Here is a 16,108-nt window from a genome sequence, read left to right on the forward strand (position 1 = left end):
TAACAGTCCCCGGACGCAGACTTTGTATGTGTAGCGCCAGAAGGAATTGTGGTCTTTTATACAGACTTTGTACCTGTAGCGCCAGAAGGAATTCTGGCATTTAATAAGAACTAGGCAATTATTGTTCCAGCTTTATCAACTTTTGTATCCGCGCTTACCTAGTTGGAATGACCTCAGTTCTATTACATTATATCTACCAAAGTTGCTCTAGTGTGTAGGATACCGCCAACTTGCAGGTACGGTTTAGCGCACTTAAATTTGTGATAAGTCTCTCTACCTAAAAAAACACACACCAATAAACTTGGTTTCTCAACACAATAAAACTGGCAAATTTAAGAGTTTCAATCTTCCAACTGCAAATCTTCGCTATCGTCCGTATATAACAAGTGGTGACGCCTTTGAGCGTGCAGTAAAGATTGAGGAAATTCGTACTGAGATAAGAGGATATCTTCGAGCGCAACTTTCATTTGATTGGCGCAGATATCTGGCGGCACTTTACCCATTCCCGTACCCATGCCGGGAATAGCGATAGTTTCAATGATATGTTTCACTGGTGTTCCATCTGGGACTGAGCCAAATTTTACGAGAGTCAAAATAGCGCGGGTTGCTAGATAAACATTTACTGTTTCTCTTAAAACTGTGGGAACGCGCATAATTGGGGCAGCTATTAAATATGGAATTTCAGCATGATCGGTGTCTACAATTTCTGCCATTCCTACTAAGAGTTCGCCGTGATGTCGAGCCTGAATTAGTTTTTGCAAGCGTTCAAGAACCTGCCCTCCAAAATATTCCGAAATTTCTAACTCTAAGCCGTCGTCCATGAAACCAAAACTATTCCCCGGACTAACAATAGCATCACATTTCACATCAAATATTGAACCGTGATGTATCTTGACATTTTCCATACTGCCGCAAGTGCTTTCCCAGGCTCTAACTAAGCCATCGTCTAAGGTAGCCAGCACAATTTGCATAAATACTCTCTCTTAATTTTAATTGCGAACAGCTAGAGCGCTCCTAAATGATTCCGATAAATTTGTAGGGGTAGTGCTACCCCTACTCCCCGTGCCTACCCCCTATCTATCGGGCAACCACGGGGAGTAGGGGTCGGATTGCCCCTACAATAATTATGAGAATGATTTAGGATTGCTATAGAGCGATCGCCAATTTAATCCTACAATACTTTACATAAGTCCGCTGAATCTAAAATCCATCTCTATATCAAGTAGCAAATATTGAATAGCTGTATGCTGCAATACCCCAATCTGCGCCACCCGATCGCAATTAGTTTAGGTGCGGTTGCCGGCGCTTTGAGCCGGTATTATATCACCTTGTGGTTTGCCAATCGTTTCGGGACGGCTTTTCCCTACGGAACTTTTTTTATTAACATCACGGGTTGCTTGGCTATGGGATTTTTTATCACCCTCGCTTTTGAACGAGTGCCGACTATTCCGTCGGAAGTACGGTTAATGGTAGCAACGGGCTTTTTGGGAGCTTATACTACTTTTTCAACTTACGGTTTAGAGACGAATGTCTTGTGGCGCGATCGATCTTACAGCATCGCCGCTTTTTACTGGGCCGGCAGTGCCATACTAGGAGTAATTGCAGTTCAGTTAGGTGTGATTATAGCACGAATTGGCAAATAGATAAAATCGGTTTTTTCCAAATAATACCAGTTTAAGAAATAAATGCAACTGTAGGCAAACTCTCCACCCATACTGGAGCATCTCAATGAAAGCAGCCCAGCTAGAAATGGGAGTTTTGAGGTTGTGAGGCAGGAGTTTTGAGGCAGGAGGCAGGAGGAAAGAGGCATAAGGAAGGAGCTAGAAGAAGTATTTTTACCAATATGAGATGCTCCCACCCATATAGCATCAGTCACTCGATTTGATCTCAGGATTGTGGACAATACCTACTAAGTTTTTTGATCTCATATCATGTCCGATCGATTAACGCTAATATCCCGGTCGGGGCGGGTTTTTGAGATTGTCAATTATTGGCAGGTATTGTTGGGAAACCCGCCCCTACAAAAATCGATCTCGCTCGACTGGACATGATATCACACACCCTTAACCTAATACAGGGAGAGAATCGTGTTTGGCGGCTGAGGGGCTAAAGTCTTCAAGCTGTTTCCCTATCTTGTTTTCAGTTTACTCTTTCTCGGTTAAACTCACGTTTAATAAATAATGCTTATGGCCCTCCGATATCGCTGTTCTCAAAAGAACGGTTGAGGATTTAAACAGTGTTTGGTGCGTTTATGCTCGTACATGAGTTTGTCAGCCTTGGCCAGCAATTGCTCTAATAAAACTTCATTGTTTAAATCCCCAAACTCCACACCCAGGCTTATTGATATATAAGCTCGCTCAGACTTTTGATTAAAGCGATCTATATTTTCTTGCAGCCGAGCATGGAAATTAGTAGATGAATCTCCCGAAAAGTTAGGAATAAATAAAGCAAATTCATCTCCTCCCAGTCGAGCCACAATATCCGCCTCACGAAAGGTTTGCTTTAATATTTGAGCTGCGTCAACGATTACTCTGTCTCCCATTTCGTGTCCGAAAGTGTCATTAATCTTTTTCAAACCATCTAAGTCAGCGAATAAAATAAAATAGGATGTTTGTGTGCGTCGAGCAATTTTTAGTTGTTGATCGGCTAGTAAAAAGAAGCCTCGTCGGTTATATAATCCAGTTAATTGATCGGTCACGGATAGCTGCCTTACTTCTGCTTCTGCCCTCAGACGTTCTTGGATTTCGTGTTCTAAACGTTTATTTTGTTCGAGCAGTTGTTGGCGTTGCTGTTGGATGAGTAATTGATTTTTTACTCGCATCAGCACTTCCTGCTCTTGAAAGGGTTTGGTAATATAGTCTACACCACCCAGTTCAAAGGCTCGTACCTTGTTTTCTAGTCGTTCGAGCGCACTGATAAAAATAACCGGTATCTGAGCAGTCGCTTCCGATGCTTTTAACTTTTGGCAGACTTCGTACCCATTCATCTCCGGCATATTGATGTCAAGTAAAATTAGACTCGGTGGGTCGCGATGAACACCTTGGAGTGCCATTCTGCCGTTGAGCGCTTTACGCACAATATAGCCCTGTGACTCTAGAATTTTGGCTAACAGGCGCAAATTGTCTGGGGTATCATCCACGATGAGAATATTCGTTTGGGCGGCAAGTTTGAATAAAGCTGTCATGGTCTTTTTCCTAAATCTGGGTGAGAGTTGCGATCGCTTCAAGCTGAAAGTTATCGACCAGAGATGTCATCGCCTCGATGAAATCTTGTTTCTCCTTGGGAATTTGAGCGATAAGTTCATAAAGCTTATTATCACTAAGATCGAGTGCTGCTTCATGAACTTCTGCAATCCACTTGGTGGGCATGGTTTTTACGTCGGGAGTAAATATCTTTGGTGGCGAAGCTGATGAGTCTGGTGAATTTTTTTCGGCGTAGCAGTAGCGGACGCCCAAGTGATGAGCTATTTTGTCGAAAAGTGTGCCTTCAGTAAACGGCTTGGCAATGTAGTCATCGCAACCGACTTGCAGGCTGGCGATGCGATCGTCTTCAAAAGCATAGGCAGTGAGGGCAATGATGCGTGTCATTTGCTCTCTCGTGTCTGCTGATGACTCATGACTCATGACTAATGACTCTTGTGCTCGAATCTGTCTCGTCGCTTCATAACCATCCATGACAGGCATTTGAATGTCCATCAAAATCAGGTCAGGGTGCCATGTTTGCCAACGATCGATCGCCTCTACCCCATTTTCCACCGCACACACATCAAACCCAACTGACTCCAGCAGCGTCACCAGCAGTTGCCGATTTTCTGGAACGTCTTCTACTACTAGAATTCGGTAGATAGGTTGCCCAGGTTCGATCCCGATAATCCGATCGCTAATTTCAGGTTCCTCTAAATCAAGGGATTCTGGTAGTTCCAAAACGACTTGGCAGGTAAAAGTCGATCCTCGATCCAGGGTGCTTCGCACGGTGATATCGCCTCCCATCAGACGCGCAAACTCACGACTGATAGACAGTCCTAAACCTGTTCCTCGATCGTGACGATCGCGATTGCTTTGCCTGAAGGCGTCAAAAATTGATTCTAAATCTGAGGGAGAAATGCCAGATCCGGTATCCTCAACTTCGAGAGACAGGGTAATAGTGGGTTTAATATCGGATGGATTAGTGGGGCGATCGCAATTTGTACCGCATGGCATATCATCAGATGAAAAAGCTCGTCCCCGCAGGGCTATGCTTCCTGTTGTTGTAAATTTGAGCGCGTTCCCAAGCAGATTAATCAAGATTTGGCGAAGTTTTGCTTGATCGCCACAGACATAACGGGGGACAGTAGCATCCCACTCGCTGCTAAGATGTAACCCTTTCTCACCCGCTTTGAGAGTGAACATCTCGTTAATAGAACCCAGCAGTCGATGCAGATTAAAACAGCTTGTACTCAGTACCAATTGCCCTGCTTCAATCCTAGACATTTGCAAAACATCGTCGATCAATGTCAGCAGGTGTTCTCCACTACGGGTAATGATGCCTAAATGCTCTTGAAATTCTTCTGGGATATGGGGGCTGCGGTTCATAAGCTGGGTAAATCCCAGAATGGCGTTGAGTGGCGTTCTGAGCTCGTGGCTCATGTTGGCAAGGAACTGGCTTTTGGCACGGTTGGCGATGGCGGCCCTTTCTGCAGCGTGTTCTAGGGCAGCTTGCGAAAATTCTAACACCGCCAGCATGAGGATATGTCTCATTTCGGCAGCAGCTTCTAACTCTGCAATCTGCCACGGATAAGACATCTCCCGCACTGTCTCTTGCCACAGTTCAAAGGATTTGCGGGGACACAGGTGCATTTTTCCAATTTCGTCGATCGACACAGCATCCTGTGGATTACCTGCCCAGTTTACTGTTTGAATTTGCTCTGGTCGGAACCAAAGGATGTGGTATGACTTTTGTTTGGCGTAGCATAGCAAGATTGAGATTGCTAAAACACCGCTAGCTCGATCTTTGAATTGCTTCGCTTGGGGATAAAACTGAGACAAAGAAGCTGTTGCAAACACTCGTTCTTTGTTCTGTTGCAGCAACCACTGCACGAGTTCGTCAACCTCAGCTTCAGATGGTGTTTTACCTACCAATGTCAGACGACCATCGAGCAGAATTGCAGCTCCATGAGCATGAACTAAATCTAGCAATTGAGAAGCATTTTCGGTCAATACCTGTGCGATAAAATTAGAATCTCGCCGGAATGCCTGCTGAAGTTGATCCTGAATAGTTTTCGCCTGCGATCGGTAAACGTTCAATTCTCGCTCTTGCTGATGCACCAGTTCGATCGAGGCAAATTGTCCTAAAAATTCACAGGTTTTACGAGTTTCGTAATCTACCAATCGCGGGCTGTAATGGTGACAGGCAATTAATCCCCAGAGGCGCCGATCGTCAATTAACGAAATCGTCAGTGTCCCAGCCACTCCCATATTCTGCAAATATTCAATGTGGTAGGGAGATACTCCCCTTAACACACAAGCACTTAGATCCTGGGGTGTATTGGTTAGGGGATGGTTGGTGGGAATTAGGCGGGCGGGGGTGTAATTAATATTGGGAATTTGGCGCACCCAATTGCTGTAAAATAATTGGCGGGCGGGTACGGGAATATCGATCGCCGGGTAATGCAATCCCAGGTAGCTTTCTAGATAGCTTTCTTTCTCTTCAGCAATCACCACCCCATGATCATCGGCTTCAAAGCGATAGACCATCACGCGATCGAACCCGGTCATGGCTTTCACTTCTCTAGCAATGGTTTGAGCTAAATCCGAAAGACCGATCGCACTGCGAAAGTTCAGGATAACTGTTTGCAGACGATCGTAAAAATCGATTGAATGATTATTTTCAATAGTCAATTGGGGTTCGATCTCCAGAATCAACTCATCTGGTAGCTGATGCAGTGTGCTTCTATATGTTTGAATCGAGCCGTCTTTGAGAGGGATTTTTAGATCGAAACCCTTATGAATGTTTAGTTGTTCTTGAGTTAAATACCTAACAATTTCTTGTACTCGATCGTGACCCAATAACTCTGGCAATGGCTGACCTAGCAATTCTTCGGCAGAAATGCCCAAAAACTGTTCTACATTTTCACTGACTTGTAAAATATTGAGGCTGTTTCGTTGCATCAATAAAACGATTCCGTGTGGCTGAATATGACCGGGAGCATACACGGATTCTTCACTGCATTCCTCTAAAATTTTTAAATTTAAAGGAGTGAATTGGAAAATTTTGGGATTTTTCTGAGGCATTTTAGAGCAGTAATTATCAATAAAAATTAAGGACAGTTTTTTCAGGATTTACCAATAATTAAATTTAATTCTTGTTAGCTGTTCCTAATTCCCTAGTCCTAATCAAACGTTTAACTGCACAACAGCTTATAAATCAATACGGTTCAGTTAAGCCCGATCCCCCCTAGCCCCCCTTCTTAAGGGGGGGACAAGAACTTACTCAAAGTCAACCCCTACTCCCCAACAATCAGGGGGATTTAGGGGGATCTCCGGGGAATAAACAGTTTTAACTGCACAACAGCTTATAACTCCAATGGAGAAATTCCTATTTGGAAATTACCTTGAATTAGATTAAGGATTTTCTCAAATTGATACTGGTTGGCGAGTTCCGTCACATAACTACCCAATTGAGCGAGGTCAGAGGAAAGTTGAGCTACCAGTTCAACGATCGCCACATCATCCCCACATAAAGCAGCATCTTGCAACTCAACCACCCATTCTTTTGGTAATGTCGCCAGAAGCGTTGGATCGAGGGAATCTGAAAGCCCAGAGGCAACAGAACAGAAGTAAGAAGGAAAACAATCTGTTCCCCGTTCCCCGTTTTCTGTTTCCTCTTCCAGATATACATATTCTAAACCTAGGTATTCCGCCATCTTAAGAAATAGGGTTTGTTCCCGGAAGGGCTTGCTGATGTAGTCGTTGCAGCCAGCAGCCAAGGCTAGGGTGCGATCGCTCTGGGAAGCCTGGGCCGTAAGTGCAATAATGGTACTGTTCTGTCCGTCTTCCATTGCCCGAATTTGCTTCGTAGCCTCGTATCCATCTAACACGGGCATCCGAATGTCCATCCAGGTTAGGTCGGGTTGCCATTCTTGCCAAATCTGCACCCCTTCCTGTCCGTTGGTAGCTTCTTTTACCTCTAATCCTAATTGTGTCAGTAATCTGACCATTAGCAAGCGATTTTCTGCTTGATCGTCAACCACCAAAATGCGACGATCCGGTTGACCGGGAGCCAGCCCAATCACGAGGCGATTATTCTCTTCGGGCGTAACATTAACTCCACTGATGGGGCTGACGGGAAGGGTAAAAGTGAAGGTACTCCCCTCTCCCAGAGTGCTGGTGACAGAAATTTCTCCGCCCATGAGTTCCAACAATTTGCGGCTAATGGTTAGACCTAGCCCAGTACCGCCGGTCAATAGCTTCCCAGCTTGGGCTTGCACAAACGCATCGAAGATGGTATTGAGTTCGATCGGTGCAATCCCTACACCTGTGTCAGCGACTACAAACTGGAGAATCGGCCGAGTTGTGGCTAATTCCCCTGTACCGTTCGCCTCAATGCTGACTTGCAAAGTAATGGTTCCCTGATGGGTAAATTTGATAGCATTACTCAGCAGATTGAGCAAAACCTGACGCAGTTTTTGAGCATCGACAAGCATAAATTGGGGGACTTCTGGCGCAATCTCGAAACAAAGGTCAAGTCCTTTAGAACTTGCTCGTTCCGCCAACATATTTCGGAGGGAATGCAGTAGCGCAATTAAGTCCAATCCGCTTTCTTCAACGGTGAAGTGTCCCGATTCAATTTTGGAAAGATCCAACACATCGTTAATCAAACTCAAGAGGTGATCCCCACTCCGCCGAATTGTTTGCAGGTCTTCTTTTTGGTTTGGAGTTAGAGAGGGGTCATGGGTCATTACCTGAGCAAATCCTAGAATCACGTTGAGGGGAGTGCGTAATTCGTGGCTCATATTGGCTAGGAAGGTACTTTTTGCCAAGTTCGCTTCTTCTGCGACTTCCATTGCGTGCTGCAGTGTCAGTTCTTTTTGTTTGCGATCGCTAATATCTTGCCCAATGCCCAAAAAATGCCCGCTAGAAAGCCGCACGTTTGCCCAAGATGTCTCTAACTGCTGTCCGGTGGCAGTCAGTGTTGTGAAATCCTTCCACTTCCCGGTTGCCGATAGCATATGTTCTAAGACATTTTGGCAATAAACCGGGTCAGGATAACACTCAGCTAAGATATTTTTTTGCTGCCAATCTTCTAGCGGCCAACCTAAAATGTTTTCAAATTCCGGGTTGAGCAATTCGATTTGACCTTGCCTGTCAAATAAAGCAATCATCACTGGGATATTATCGACGATTGTTTGAAACATCTCTTTCTGATAGCGCAGAGCTTCCTCTGCCTGTTGTCGAGCTGTAATATCTCGCAGAAAGGTAGTAAAAATAATTTCACCGTTGATCTCGATCTTGGCAATGGAAGCCTCTGCCGGAAACTCTGAGCCATCTTTGCGTCGTCCAAAAATGGCTCCTCGCTCTGCCATTTGCCTTGCAGAGCCTCCCTTATGGGCATAGTGGCTGATGTGCTGATGGTGAGCATCGGCAAAGCGCGAGGGCATCAACATCGCCAGGGGTTTCCCTAAAATTTCCTCAGCCGCGTAACCAAAAATTTGTTCAGCTCCCTTGTTAAACAAAGTGATTTGCTGATTGGTATTGATCGAAATGATCGCATCGCTGGCAATTTCTAAAATTCCGGCAAATCGCGCTTGAGAGATTTTTAACTCGATTTCGGATTGTTGGCGATCGGCTTCGTTGCGTTTACGCTCGCTAATATCCCGGCAGATACAGAAGTTCATCATCTCATCTTCTAATTCCACTCGGTTCCAGCTAATTTCCACGTCATACACGGAACCATCCTTGCGGCGATGTCGCGTCTCAAACAGCGGAATAACCTCATCTCTCTGGAGTATAAGTTGTAGTTCTTCCTTCGTCCATTCAGCATCCCAATCAAACACACTCAGATTTAGGGTTTCTTCTAGGGTGTAGCCCAGCATTTGAGCAAAACTGCAGCTAGCTTCGACAACTTTTCCCACGCGATCCATGACAACAACACCGTCCAGTGAAGTGTTGAAGAAGGTTTTACTCCGCAAGAGTTCCTTTTCTAGTGCAAGTTCGGCTTTTTTGCGATCGCTAATATCTTTCATGAAGCAGTAATGCCCCAAAAATTGATGCTGTTCGTCGTAAGTTGAAATCATCACCAATTGCTTATAAAAAACAGAACCGTCTTTACGGACTCCTTTCGTTTCAACTTCTACTCTGCCCTCTTGCACCATCAGCCAATAGGCCGCAACCAGTTTTTTCAACTCATCGGGATGTACGGTTTTTTCCCAAGACATCCCCACCATTTCTTCTGGCTGATAGCCTGTCACGTCAGAATATGCTTTATTGGCATAGAGGTAACGCCCTTGTACATCCAGTTTGGAAATGCCGGACAGCGCATTTTTCATCACTTCACTCAGTTCTCTAAGCTCTGCTTCTGCTTGTTTGCGAGCGGTGATATCTTCTGAAAAACAAAGTAGGTACTGGGACTGATGCTGTTCATCGTCAATGGGAATCTCCACCGTATGCAGCCAACGTTTTCCCAGACTATGACTGTCAATGACTTCCTCGATAATATCCTCAGTCTTACCTTTTTCAAAAACTTCTCTATCCTTTTGGTCAAAAAAGATAGCCTGTTCTGTTGGGAACAAATCATAGCCAGTTTTGCCGATCGCTTGTTCGGCTGAAATGCCAAATAACCGTTCGCTGGTTTTATTCCAAAACTGAAATACACCAAATTGTTTAGGCTGTGCCTCCTTAACAAAAACCGCAACCGGTAAATTATCCAGAAGTGCTTGTAAGAAATTGCGCGTTTTTTGGATTTCCAGCTCTACTTTTTTGCGCGAGCTTATATCAATAAACGTAACTACAACTTGTGTGATTTGACCGTTTTGCTCGAACTCCGGGTAGGCATTAACTAATACCCAAACACAACTATCAATTTCTTTTTTAATTCCTAAAACATGATTTTTGAGGGAACTTCCAGTGGATAAAACCTGATTCACGGGATATTCCTCTAGGGGCATCACGCTGCCATCTTCCCGCACCAAATGCAATGCCGGATCGCTCACGGTTTTTCCCAGCATTTGATCCATTGAAAACCCTAGTAATTCAGCGGCCGTTTCATTACATAATTGGACGCTGGTATCTGTCGCATGAATCACAAAACCCGCATTTAAGTTATCGATCAATTGCCGATATCTGGCTTCGCTGACCTGTAAAGCAACTTCAGCTTGCTTGCGCTCCGTAATGTCGGTGTGAGAGCCAGTCATCCGAATTACGTTACCTGCATCATCCCAAAGCGCCTGACCGCGATCCAAAATCCATTTGTAGGAACCATCTTTGCAGCGAAGGCGATGTTCTGTGATATAAAAAGGAGTTTTCTTGGCAAAATGATCTTGAATGACTTGCATCACCCATCCCAAATCATCGGGATGTACCAGATTCGCCCATTCGTCTAGCATGTTTTGGATTTCATGGTCTTCATAGCCCAGCATTTCCTTCCAACGACTAGAAAAGAAGACCTCATTGGTTTGAACATTCCAATCCCAAATGCCGTCATTATTCCCGCGTACAGAAAGTTCCCAGCGTTCTTCACTTTCACGTAGTGCTGCTTCTGCTTGTTTGCGGTCAGCAATATTCCTGCCAATCTTTGAGGCTCCAATTATATTCCCTGCTTGGTCTTTAATGGGGGAGACACTCATCGAGATATCGATTAATGTTCCATCTTTCCTCAGTCTCTTTGTATCGTAGTGTTTGATGCGTTCTCCTCGCTGGATTTTGGTGATAATTTCGTTTTCCTCATCTCGATAGTCTGCTGGAATCAGTTTTCTCCCTGATTGCCCTACTATTTCGGCGGCTGTATAGCCAAAAATTGTTTCGGCTCCTACATTCCAACTTGTAACTACACCCTCTAAATCTTTGCTGATAATGGCATCTTCCGAAGATTCAACGATCGCAGCTAGTCGAGCGATCGCAATTTCTGCCTGTTGTCGCTGGTGAATTTCCCATTGCAACTGGCGATTTACTTTTTTGAATTGATTGACTTCGCGAACACTAACTTGTGCGAGATACACGACCAACATCAGCAGCCAAATTAAAATTAAGCCCCCAATTAACACAACTTGCGGCAAATAAAAATTCTCCCTTTCTACTAAATCTAAAGTGGGAGAAACATCTATTCGCCACTCGGCCCTATACGCTTTCATTACCACTGTTTTATGCTGTGAATATTGAGATGCCAGCTCTTGACCGTAGATCAAATTCGGGCCATCATATATAGCCACATTGTACCCAGGGGACACTTTTAAAATACTCTCAAATAGATTTTTAAACTGAAAAACTCCGACAATAAACCCATCAAACCGCTCCCCTACAAATAAAGGAAAACTTGCTAGAAATCCTTGACCCCCTTGAACGAGTGAAACATTGCGAGTTAACATAGGTTGACGCAAATCACGAGCCACTTGCAAAGTGATTTGGCGACGCCGTTCCCGATTAAGATCTAGGTTTTGCACTGCCTCATTCCCCGCCAGTGGCACAACCCATCGCACTTTAAATGATGGATCGACTAATTCGATCGCCTGATAACCGTAGAAATCCTTTACATAAGCCTCAGCATCGGCTTCCCAAAGAGCCTTTGGTGTACCGCCATTGGCTTCCCAGCGATTCGCCATTTGCCGAAGTGTCAGCATCCGAGTTGATAATTCTTCGCTCAGTTGTAACTGAATCGCATTGGCTTCCTGCTGAATTAACTGCTCAATGTGAATTTGTCCGTTGAGGGTTAGCTGTTGCCACGTAAATAAAACAGCAAGAGAACCCACCACACCAAGCAGAAGAGGTAGCAATCGTTTAAGTGGTCTTTGCCATAAGGTTATCATCAGGTTGAGTCGAGTGATAGCCATAAATTAAGCGCTCTCTGAATAGAGCTGCCTTCAAGTTGGTGGGCGATAATTTCAATTTAATTATACAACACAGCAAAGTTTTGAGCGTGAAAACCCGTTAACGCTAGGACAATCTCTAAACTTTATCAGCCCTAAATAAAACTGTTAAATTATACCGATAAAGAATGTTGTTCCTTGATCCCTAGATGTCTAACTAAATTTAGAGAGGGCGATAAGCTAGATATGTTCAGATTGTAAATAGGTATTGTTTGCCAACAGTGGCGACAAAACCAGTAGATTTGATGCTCGCGAACGTGACGGAGCATTTGATTCGAGCAGCAGGGGCAGTGTGTCATAAATACCTATTTTTTAACTAAGGGGTATTTCACTATCGTTGCAAAGTGCTGTAAGCTCGCTTGCAGCAACCATAACAAGACCCTAGAGAAAAAAAATAAAGATTTGGTAAAGAAGATAAAATGGTTAAGGAAAAGATACAAGTTTAAACATTCCGTAATGCAATTAAGATTGCAGAGAATTTTTATCCCACAATACCCACCTTGTAATGTCCCATCTAGTTTGTTATAATTCTACCCTATTCAGATGCAGCTTTTGATCCCCATTCCTACATAAAACGGTTTTCCTGTTCCCTGTTCCTTGATTTGATATGAGGGTCTCAATCCCCGCCCTACACATTGGCAGTTGGAACAGAAACCATAGCTGGAGCGAGGGGATTCACTATCACTGCTGGCAGATGATGTTGACAGTTTTAATTAACTGTTGACTATAGCAAGGTAATAAGTTGTCAAACCAATTCTTCCCCAAAACTTCTTGGTGTGTATAGCAATCCTTGCAGGAGTCGTAAATTTTTTACCCCACCCCAACCCTCCCCTTGAACCAGGGGAGGGAGTAAAAAATTCACAAATGATTTAGGATTGCTATAGCAATCCTAAATGATTCGTGTAATTCTTGTAGGGGCAAAACCCACGCCCGGTTGCCCCGCCTTGACTGGGGTAGGCACAGGGGCACTACCCCTACATATTTTTACAAATGATTTAGGATTGCTATATATAACCCGTGACGCGGAAGAAGAAAGGATTTACGTAGTTAACATTTTGGGATTGATCGAGTGCGATGACGATCAACTGCACGTTATCCAATCGCGATCGCCAGCTTCGTTATTGATGATAGCCGATCGCACGGGCAAAGCAATTAGGTTATCGGCTCAGCTTTGCCATTTTATCTTAATCCGCGCCATTTTGAAGCAGGAGCTTGAGAAATCAAAAAAGGGTGGCTGGGGCTGTTTTGGGTTTCTTTAGATACTGCTGTAGGGTTAATTGGGGCTGGCTATGGGATTTTCCCTTCATTACCTTTGACGAGGTGCAAAAACGGATACCACCCCCCGACTCTTGTGGTGGAGAGCTCAAAATTGTAGAAGAAAGTTCAACCTCCCAGATTCATCTGTGGAGTAAATCTCAAATCTCAAATCCTCCGACTCAGCGCTTACACCCAAGTCTCAAATCTCAAATCGACTAACTTTCACAGAAGCGCGATCGCATTTGACAGCCAGATTCCGCTCTTTTACGCTTGGGTGATGGGGAGTGACGCCATCGCAGCCCTGATTTTTGAGAGGCAAGTTCGATCGCATCTGCATCTTAACCCTGATGTTGGCAGTGATTTTTTCTTCACTGTTTGCCCCATTGGTATTGTTCGGAAATGGGCAGGGGGGATTGCTAGGAATGACTTTATGGGGTATAGGTATGGGAGCCCAGGAATCGATTTTGAAAGCAGCCGTAGCTGGAGTCGTGCCTGCCGACAAAAAAGGTTCCGCCTATGCGATATTTAACACAGGCTATGGCCGATCATGATTTCTGGGCAGTTGGGCGATGATAATTTTGTACCATAGCTCAATTATTTGGCTGGTTATATTTTCAGTTGCGCTCCAACTCGCTGCTTTTCGAGTCTTGTTGCTGGTGAAAAAGCGATCGTCTGTCACAGAAAATTGACTGAATACTCGCCAGTCATACCATTTTCGATTTTCGATTTTTGATTTTCGATTGAGAATGACTGATTGCATCATGGTTTGGGGCTTACCTGCCGTTGCATTATTTTACGAAACTGGTATTAATTAGCAGTTATCCGTTGTCAGTTTCCCAGAGTTTTTAACTAATGACTACTGACTGCGGACTACTGACTGCGGACTACTGACTGCGGACTACTGACTACTGACTACTGACTGCGGACTACTAACTACTGACTACTGACTACTAACTACTAACTACTGACTACTGACTACTAACTACTAACTACTAACTACTGACTACTGACTACTAACTACTGACTACTGACTACTGACTGCGGACTACTGACTACTGACCACTGACTACTGACTACTGACCACTGACTACTGACCACTGACTACTAACTACTGACTACTGACTACTGACTACTGACTACTGACTACTGACTGCGGACTACTGACTACTGACTACTGACTAAATTTAAACAACAAGCGAGGAGGTTTAGTTGTGGTAGTTAAAACAGCAACAGAGTGCCTGATTACCTTAGAAGGCGTTAGCAAAGCTTACTCGCAGCCCAACGGTCAAACAATCTCTATTTTAGAGCCAATTAATTTAGATTTGCGATCGGGCGAAATAGTAGCTTTGCTCGGCCCTTCCGGTTCGGGAAAATCAACATTAATGCGAATGATTGCCGGACTTATCCCGCCCACCGCCGGTCAAGTTCTATACCACAATCGTCCTTTAGTCGGCTTAAATCCTGGATTGGCAATTGTATTTCAAAACTTTGCCCTTTATCCCTGGTTGACGGTACTAGAAAATGTAGAATTAGGCTTAAAAGCTAAAGGAGAATTGCCCGAACCGCGCAGGCAAAAAGCCTTGCGGATGATTGACATTATCGGTTTAGACGGATTTGAAAATGCTTATCCGAAAGAACTTTCCGGCGGGATGCGGCAGCGGGTGGGATTTGCTAGAGCTTTGGCGGTAGAACCCGAATTGCTTTGCATGGATGAACCGTTTTCAGCTTTAGACGTGCTGACAGCAGAAAACTTGCGGTTTGAGTTATTAGATTTGTGGCTGGAAAAGAAGATTCCTACTAAAGCGGTGTTAATCGTAACTCACGGGATTGAGGAAGCGGTAATTTTAGCCGATCGCGTTATAGTCTTGGGTCGCAACCCGGGGCGAATTCGCGCCGAGTTAACGGTGACTTTGCCGCACTACCGCGATCGTAAAACTCCCGAATTTCAAGCTCTCGTAGACCAAGTTTACAAAATTCTCACCAATCCTGACTTGAGCGACGAAACAGTAACTGCACCTGCTGAAAGTGCCGCTACTGTGTATCAACCTCAACCCCCTCAAAGCGCTAAATACCAATCTCTGCCGCAGGTGCGAATCGGTGCGATCGCAGGCCTGTTGGAACTCTTGGAAGACCGCAAGGAGCAGGATCTGTACCGCCTCGGTCAAGAATTAATGTTAGAGGTTGACGACATTTTGCCGATCGTGGAAGCAGCAAAATTAATGGAATTTCTGGTAATTCAAGAAGGCGACCTCCTGTTAACACCAGTTGGCATTCAGTTCATTGCCGGCGGCATTGACCAGCGCAAACAAATTGTTCGCACCCAAATTCTCAGCAATATTCGCCTCGTACAGCAAATGTATCGAATGCTTCAGGCCAAGCGCAATCACCGCATTTCTGAAGAGTTGATTTTGGATATTCTCGAAGCCCACTTTAGTCCCAAAGAAGCAATGCGGCAATTGCAAACTGCTATTGACTGGGGTCGCTATGCAGAGTTATACAGTTATGATGAGCCCGGGGGCGAAATGTTCTTAGAATCGGAAGATAAAGCTGAGTAGTTATTTGCTATTGATTATTTGTTATTTGTTATTTGTTATTTGTTATTTGTTATTTGTTATTTGTTATTTGTTGGTATCTTAGTCTTGTTTGTTGGTATCTTAGTCTTAGTCTTGTTCCCAGGCTCTGCCTGGGAATACATACCCGGAGGCTCTGCCTCCAATAACCAATAACCAATAACCAATAACCAATAACCAATAACCAATAACCAATAACCAATAACCAATAACCAATAACCAATAA

8 protein-coding genes and 1 pseudogene are annotated in these 16,108 nt (G+C 44.3%); 3 read left to right on the forward strand and 6 right to left on the reverse strand.

Going from position 1 to position 16,108, the window contains the following annotated elements:
• Window positions 1-341 precede the first annotated feature (341 nt).
• Window positions 342-971: a macro domain-containing protein gene (locus QT990_RS20075; RefSeq protein ID WP_333144174.1), complete on the reverse strand. Its 630-nt coding sequence runs from the start codon at window positions 969-971 to the stop codon at window positions 342-344.
• Between the two features lie 273 nt (window positions 972-1,244).
• On the opposite strand from QT990_RS20075, the gene crcB reads away from it, so the two are divergent.
• Window positions 1,245-1,643 (forward strand): fluoride efflux transporter CrcB, encoded by a 399-nt coding sequence (crcB, locus tag QT990_RS20080; RefSeq protein WP_333147087.1) that lies wholly within the window; start codon window positions 1,245-1,247, stop codon window positions 1,641-1,643.
• A 566-nt stretch (window positions 1,644-2,209) separates the two neighbouring features.
• On the opposite strand, the gene QT990_RS20085 is transcribed toward crcB, so the two are convergent.
• From QT990_RS20085 to QT990_RS20095, 3 genes are all read right to left on the reverse strand, one after another.
• Window positions 2,210-3,184, reverse strand: coding sequence for a diguanylate cyclase (locus QT990_RS20085; RefSeq protein ID WP_333107148.1), 975 nt, complete (start codon window positions 3,182-3,184; stop codon window positions 2,210-2,212).
• Between the two features lie 10 nt (window positions 3,185-3,194).
• Window positions 3,195-6,269, reverse strand: coding sequence for a response regulator (locus tag QT990_RS20090; protein ID WP_333147090.1), 3,075 nt, complete (start codon window positions 6,267-6,269; stop codon window positions 3,195-3,197).
• 281 nt (window positions 6,270-6,550) lie between these two features.
• Window positions 6,551-12,019 carry a PAS domain S-box protein gene (locus QT990_RS20095; protein WP_333147092.1) on the reverse strand — a complete coding sequence of 1,823 codons (5,469 nt, stop codon included), beginning with the start codon at window positions 12,017-12,019 and terminating at the stop codon, window positions 6,551-6,553.
• A gap of 929 nt (window positions 12,020-12,948) precedes the next feature.
• On the opposite strand from QT990_RS20095, the gene QT990_RS20100 reads away from it, so the two are divergent.
• Entirely contained in the window at window positions 12,949-13,314 is a 366-nt protein-coding gene (locus QT990_RS20100) for a hypothetical protein (RefSeq protein ID WP_333147094.1), read from the forward strand.
• Between the two features lie 197 nt (window positions 13,315-13,511).
• Here QT990_RS20100 and QT990_RS20105 read toward each other — a convergent pair whose 3' ends face one another.
• The gene (locus QT990_RS20105; protein ID WP_333147096.1) at window positions 13,512-13,814 is read right to left on the reverse strand and encodes a hypothetical protein; all 303 of its coding nucleotides are present in this window, start codon (window positions 13,812-13,814) and stop codon (window positions 13,512-13,514) included.
• A gap of 709 nt (window positions 13,815-14,523) precedes the next feature.
• Here QT990_RS20105 and QT990_RS20110 point away from each other — a divergent pair.
• Complete coding sequence (locus QT990_RS20110; RefSeq protein WP_333465673.1) at window positions 14,524-15,867, forward strand: nitrate/sulfonate/bicarbonate ABC transporter ATP-binding protein; 1,344 nt, start codon at window positions 14,524-14,526, stop codon at window positions 15,865-15,867.
• 49 nt (window positions 15,868-15,916) lie between these two features.
• Here QT990_RS20110 and QT990_RS20115 read toward each other — a convergent pair.
• Window positions 15,917-16,108 (reverse strand): annotated as a pseudogene (locus tag QT990_RS20115) (hypothetical protein); the annotation flags it as partial.

It is taken from the genome of Microcoleus sp. T3_B1 (assembly GCF_036700445.1).
Classification (GTDB): domain Bacteria; phylum Cyanobacteriota; class Cyanobacteriia; order Cyanobacteriales; family Microcoleaceae; genus Microcoleus.

Excerpts from the sequence above, each read along its gene's own strand:
- QT990_RS20075 (WP_333144174.1), bottom strand. The coding sequence starts at position 971 with ATGCAAATTGTGCTGGCTACCTTAGACGATGGCTTAGTTAGAGCCTGG.
- crcB (WP_333147087.1), top strand. The coding sequence starts at position 1,245 with ATGCTGCAATACCCCAATCTGCGCCACCCGATCGCAATTAGTTTAGGT.
- QT990_RS20085 (WP_333107148.1), bottom strand. The coding sequence starts at position 3,184 with ATGACAGCTTTATTCAAACTTGCCGCCCAAACGAATATTCTCATCGTG.
- QT990_RS20090 (WP_333147090.1), bottom strand. The coding sequence starts at position 6,269 with ATGCCTCAGAAAAATCCCAAAATTTTCCAATTCACTCCTTTAAATTTA.
- QT990_RS20095 (WP_333147092.1), bottom strand. The coding sequence starts at position 12,019 with ATGGCTATCACTCGACTCAACCTGATGATAACCTTATGGCAAAGACCA.
- QT990_RS20100 (WP_333147094.1), top strand. The coding sequence starts at position 12,949 with ATGATTCGTGTAATTCTTGTAGGGGCAAAACCCACGCCCGGTTGCCCC.